At 66.4% G+C, this 3169-nt stretch carries 3 protein-coding genes; 1 reads left to right on the top strand and 2 read right to left on the bottom strand.

The window, feature by feature from the left end:
- Window positions 1–227: 227 nt before the first annotated feature.
- Both G6017_RS15870 and G6017_RS15875 read right to left on the bottom strand, forming a co-directional pair.
- The gene (locus tag G6017_RS15870) at window positions 228–869 is read right to left on the bottom strand and encodes a hypothetical protein (RefSeq protein WP_182618221.1); all 642 of its coding nucleotides are present in this window, start codon (window positions 867–869) and stop codon (window positions 228–230) included.
- 60 nt (window positions 870–929) lie between these two features.
- Window positions 930–1517: a hypothetical protein gene (locus tag G6017_RS15875; RefSeq protein ID WP_182618222.1), complete on the bottom strand. Its 588-nt coding sequence runs from the start codon at window positions 1515–1517 to the stop codon at window positions 930–932.
- 293 nt (window positions 1518–1810) lie between these two features.
- On the opposite strand from G6017_RS15875, the gene G6017_RS15880 reads away from it, so the two are divergent.
- Window positions 1811–3169 (top strand): DNA-binding protein (locus G6017_RS15880; RefSeq protein WP_347238037.1); only part of this gene is annotated, 1359 nt, incomplete at its 3' end.

Consider the following 3169-nt stretch of genomic DNA (forward strand, 5'->3'; position numbering starts at 1 on the left):
CCGCCGCTACCTCGGTCTCGAAGTCCTCAGCCGCTGCCGACTCACCCTGACCACCGACACCGACACCAGCTCGCAGACGGAGGTGACCACTGATGCACTGATGCAACTACCCGCCTGATCACCAACGAAGGATCACAATTCAGTTACACCACTTCCAGGGGCTTGACCAAGGGCCTCGCGTGATCCACAGTCATCCCGCGTGTTCAGCTACGTCGAGTCAGCCGAATTCATCGGATGGAGGTCTCACTACCGGCGCTTCCGAGGCTGCCGAAGACGTCGACGCTGCCGAGGTTGACGCTCCCGGTAGTGGTGACCGAGAAGTTGCGGAAGTGCATAGCAACCGGGAACTGAGCGTCCTGGAGGGCGCTGATCTCGCTGGGTCCGTTGAGCGGCGCGATGCTGTCCTCCGTCACGCAGATCGTCGTGGCAACGTAGTCCCCGTCGTTCAAGTTGGGAACGCTGACCTTGTGCGGGCTCGCGAAGGCCCCTTCCTGGTCGAGCAGGTCACTCGAGTCGTTCACGACGACACGCAGATCGGATTGGTCGGTCGGCCAGACCGGGTTGCTGAAGAGGTCCTCGGCGAAGCTGTCGTCCCAGGTTTCCGGGTCGATGTCCTCTTGGCTGATCGAACCCTCGACCACCAGCGGGCCGACGCAGGCCATGTTCTCAGGTGCGACGACAGTGAAGTGGGCAGTGTCGCCACTGACGTTCACTGTGAGTTCGGGCGAGTCGATCTTGAGGATGTCGGTGGGGTCGATGGGGTTGAAGGCCTGAGCCTGGGCGATTGCGGGCGCAATGAACGAGCCTGCACCCAGCAGTGCAGCGGCTACGGCAGCGGCGCTGTAGGTACGCACGGAAGTTGACGACATGAGAGGTCTCCTTGGTGAAGTGAAAGATGAAGAGGTGAAGTGTCCTCGGGACCTGTTGAGCTAGGGCCCTGGCTGTCCTAGCGGAGGGGACCGCGGCAAGACCTCTTTCGGCGCGAGGCCTGGGTGGTTCTCCTCGGACTGCGCGGCTTGCGCTGTGGGCGACTGCATACCGACGCTCGAGGTGTCGTGCGCAGTCGATAGCGCGCTTCGGTTGAGGCCGTCACCTACGAGGCTGAATGCCGCAGGCGCTGCGCACGCCAGGGCGATCACGGCAAGCCGGCGCCGTCGGGTAATGCCGAGTTTGTTCGCGAAGATCACGGAGGTGGCGGCGAACAGGATCGCGACAGTGAGTCCGGAGACGGCAGCCCGAGTCGCGCTCGAGGTATGCCGGAGCGTGTCGTACAGCAGTTCGATGTGCCAGTTGAGGCCGAGAAAAGCGCCGGCGAAGGCGAAGGCGGTCAGGGTAGCGGCGAGCGCCGCCTCGAGCAGGTTCGGAAGAGTCAGGAGGAGAATCGCCCGACACATCAGGTATGCGGCCGCCACGAAGGCGGCGGCGAGGACTGGCACGGCGATCGCGCCAAGGTAGTGGAGCCACCATTCGATGAGGTTCCAATCGGTGAGGTGGTCGACTGCGAGTACATGATTCACGAGTGACCTCCTGGGCGGATCGAGAGCGGCTGCGTTCTCCGGATACATTTCATTCCCACGTCAGGTTCTGGCCAGCGTTGATATCGATAAGCCCCCTTATCGAGTGATCCGCTTAACAGTCATTGGGTTCGAGGTAGCGTCACACGCATCGCAGACGTGGCCAACCGAGAGGAGGCGTTCCCGTGGAGACCCTGACCATGCGGCAGGTCGCTGAGCTCGCCGGCGTCAAGCGCCCGGTCGTCTCGGTGTGGCGCTCCCGGTCAGTCGGAACTCCGAACCCATTTCCTGCGCCAGTGGATCCGAGCGGACTGGTATTCGACGCCGAGGAAGTCGGTGGCTGGTTGAACGCCACCGGCCGTGGGAACAACCCGGAGGCGCAGGAGGATGCAGCACTGTTCTCGTCGCTCATGGGTCGGGCGGCGTCCAAGTTCGACGATGCCTCGGCGCTCCTCCTCCTCCACGCGCTGTCCGGTGCTCCGCTGGCTGATCAGAGCAGTGACGACCTCGCGATGCTCCCGGTGGGACACGGAGTGGAGGAAGTTCTGTCCGTAGAGCAGGCGGGCAGGGCGCTGCGTGACCATGACCTGGTTGCGTGCATCGATCGCCTCGCCGAGGCCGGCGTCACTGCGACACGGGTGCTGAACAGGCTGGCCCGGCTCCAGGAAGCCAAGGATTCACCGCTCGCCTCGGAGTCACTCACCGCGAAGGGCGATGCACTGGCGTGCGAGGTGGTCGCGGCGCTGGCCGGCGATTCCGACAGGGCACTCGTGCCGTGGGGGCCGGGCGGCCTGCGGCTTCTCGCGAGCGTGGTGGCGAGGTCTTCCGAGTCGGATCGGCCGCGAGTCGTTGCGCCGGATGACCCGACCGGGCCGGTGGATCGACTGCTCTGGCGCTACCTCGCCGCACTCGGCGCCCACCTGGAGCCGGCGACCAATGCAACGGCCACCCTTCTCGTCGGGCATTGGGCGGCGATTCCCCGGGACCGGACTGAGAGCTTCTTCGACACGATCGACAACGTGGTGCTGGGCCTGGAACCGGGCAGCGCTGCGGTGGTATTCGCTCCCGCCCCGCTGCTGGTCGACGAGTTGCCGGGGACGGACCATCGGCGGCGGATCCTGAGCGGGACAGGCGGCGACTATGTGGCGCCCCTGCGCTACGTCGCTCGCCTGCCGCGGGGATTGTGCCGGTTCGGTGGTCGTCGTCGGATGGCGCTGTGGGTGCTGGGGGAGTCCGGCGACACCGCGGGTGCGCGGAGTTTCACGACGTTCGGGGAGCACTCGGCCCACGCGCTGGATACGCGGGAGAACCGTGCACTCGCCTCTGACGCTGTCGCGGCTCTCCGCGGAGGCGCCGCACGGCGGAGTCACGCGTTCCTGCGCAGCGAGCACCGGCTCACCGAGGCGGTGGTGAGCAAATCCGCGCTCGCGCTGCCGGTCACCACCGACGTCGCGGAGGACGGCGGTGATGCGCTGGCCCGCCTGTGGGAGAAGCGCGACGCGTCGGCGTCCGGGGTGCTCGACGGGGTCGAGGTGGTGGCGGCCGGATCTGCGGCTGATCACTCCCTGCCGTGGAGGGCGGCGACCACGGGCACGCACCGGCCTGCCCGGGTGATCACGGGCGTGCGCATCCCCGCGGAGGTCTTCGCGGCGGGA

Source organism: Dietzia sp. B44 (assembly GCF_014145245.1).
GTDB classification, from domain to species: Bacteria; Actinomycetota; Actinomycetes; order Mycobacteriales; family Mycobacteriaceae; genus Dietzia; species Dietzia natronolimnaea.

Coding starts and splice junctions, on each gene's coding strand:
- G6017_RS15870 (WP_182618221.1), bottom strand. CDS start 869: ATGTCGTCAACTTCCGTGCGTACCTACAGCGCCGCTGCCGTAGCCGCT.